The sequence below is a fragment of the Bacteroides sp. RTP31139st1_H2_RTP31139_211217 genome (genome assembly GCF_040227615.1).
In the GTDB taxonomy this organism is placed as follows: Bacteria; Bacteroidota; Bacteroidia; order Bacteroidales; family Bacteroidaceae; genus Bacteroides; species Bacteroides uniformis.
Window position 1 is genome coordinate 2,461 of the sequence record NZ_JBCNZM010000238.1, and the last position, 1,782, is coordinate 4,242.

2 protein-coding genes and 1 pseudogene are annotated in these 1,782 nt (G+C 40.6%); 2 read left to right on the forward strand and 1 reads right to left on the reverse strand.

Going from position 1 to position 1,782, the window contains the following annotated elements; all coding sequences use genetic code 11:
• A partial coding sequence (locus ABUA47_RS22875; RefSeq protein WP_349832111.1) for a hypothetical protein occupies window positions 1–213 on the reverse strand: 213 nt, incomplete at its 3' end.
• Between the two features lie 622 nt (window positions 214–835).
• On the opposite strand from ABUA47_RS22875, the gene ABUA47_RS22880 reads away from it, so the two are divergent.
• Window positions 836–1,516, forward strand: coding sequence for a queuosine precursor transporter (locus ABUA47_RS22880; protein WP_005831504.1), 681 nt, complete (start codon window positions 836–838; stop codon window positions 1,514–1,516).
• A gap of 138 nt (window positions 1,517–1,654) precedes the next feature.
• A pseudogene (locus ABUA47_RS22885) lies at window positions 1,655–1,782 on the forward strand (7-cyano-7-deazaguanine synthase); the annotation flags it as partial.

The window sequence follows — 1,782 nt, forward strand, 5'->3', positions numbered from 1 at the left end:
TTCCAAGATACTTGCTCCGATGATAGGCTCTCCATTCTGGTCGACAACAATACCGCGGGCTGTTTGTGCCTGCATCTGTTCTGTCACTCCGAATGAATTTTCCGAGTAGGTCTCTATTGCCATGATTTTGCTGCTTCCTATAAATAGGGAGGCGATGGCAATTGCTGTGAGGATTTTGTTGTTCGATGTTCCTCGTTTACGATTTTCATTCATAATAGATGTTTTTTGTTTAAGCTAATGGATCTCAAAATAAATAGGTTGAATAGAAGATGACACTAATAGTGTCTTGGGGCTTTCGGGTAAATCATAGGCATTCATTGTTTTTCTAAGGTTACTATATATAATATGGTATATTCTTGGTTAATATCAATGTGCTTTCCAGAGCTTCCGGATTGTTGTTATCAAATATAATCCTAATTTTCATTATTTAAAATATAGAATCGTATGTATTAAAATATGTTGTCCATTATTTTATTTGCTTAAGAAATTTGCGTGAATGAAATCTTGTTTGAGAGCAAACTTGGTTGCATGTTTTTGATTTTGTGCTAAAATCAGTTAATATATTGATTTTTATGCTATTGGTTTATGTTTTTTAAAACTATTGTAAATAATATTCTTGGTTTGGGAAATCTTATTTAAGTCTCGTTAACTAAATATGCACTGTCTGTAATTACTTCGAATAAAAAAAAGGAGCTTTGTCTTGCTTGGGATTTAGTTAAAATATATGTTGTTTGTTCATTTGCAAAACTTGTTGTACCTTTGCAACCGGATTTAAAATGTATGATGCCGTGAATAGCGGTCGTGTATTCTAGAACACCACGTAAAAAACAGGAGTATGAAACAAAAAGTATCTGTACCTTTTATGTTGCTGGGCATTCTGTTCAATGTATGCTTGATTGCAGCCAATCTTCTTGAGACTAAAGTTATCCAGGTTTTTGGTATTACCGTAACAGCCGGATTGCTGGTCTTCCCGATTTCTTATATTATCAACGATTGCATAGCCGAGGTTTGGGGCTTTCGTAAAGCCCGCCTGATTATCTGGAGCGGTTTTGCCATGAACTTTTTTGTGGTAATGCTGGGACTGATAGCCGTGGCGTTGCCTGCCGCCCCTTTCTGGGATGGTGCCGCGCATTTCAATTTTGTTTTTGGAATGGCGCCCCGTATTGTCATAGCCAGTCTGACGGCATTCTTGGTGGGCTCTTTTCTGAATGCCTACGTAATGAGCCGCATGAAACTGGCAAGCAACGGGCGTAATTTCTCCGCACGTGCCATTTGGTCGACGGTGGTTGGTGAGACGGCAGACTCGTTGATTTTCTTTCCGGTGGCGTTCGGAGGAATCATTGCATGGCGGGAGTTGCTGGTGATGATGTGTATCCAGATTCTGCTGAAGTCCATGTACGAGGTATTGATACTGCCTGTGACTATCCGTGTGGTAAAAGCTATTAAGCGGATAGACGGTAGTGATGTCTATGATGAAGGCATCTCCTATAAAGTATGGAAAATAGGCGATATTTAAAGCCCCTTACCCGTAGTGAGGGGAAATCAGTTATTATGTCAAACAAATAATTAGCAATGCCCTCTCTGTTTCCCTCCCTCCCTACGGGGGAGGGCAAGGGGAGAGGCTTTTAACAAGATGAATAGGGACACTGCTTTGGTGGTATTCAGTGGCGGGCAGGACTCGACCACTTGCCTCTTTTGGGCAAAACGTGAATTTAAGAAAGTGTATGCGCTGAGTTTTCTGTATGGACAGAAACATCAGAAGGAAGTGGACTTGGCGAGGGC

Coding starts and splice junctions, on each gene's coding strand:
- ABUA47_RS22880 (WP_005831504.1), top strand. CDS start 836: ATGAAACAAAAAGTATCTGTACCTTTTATGTTGCTGGGCATTCTGTTC.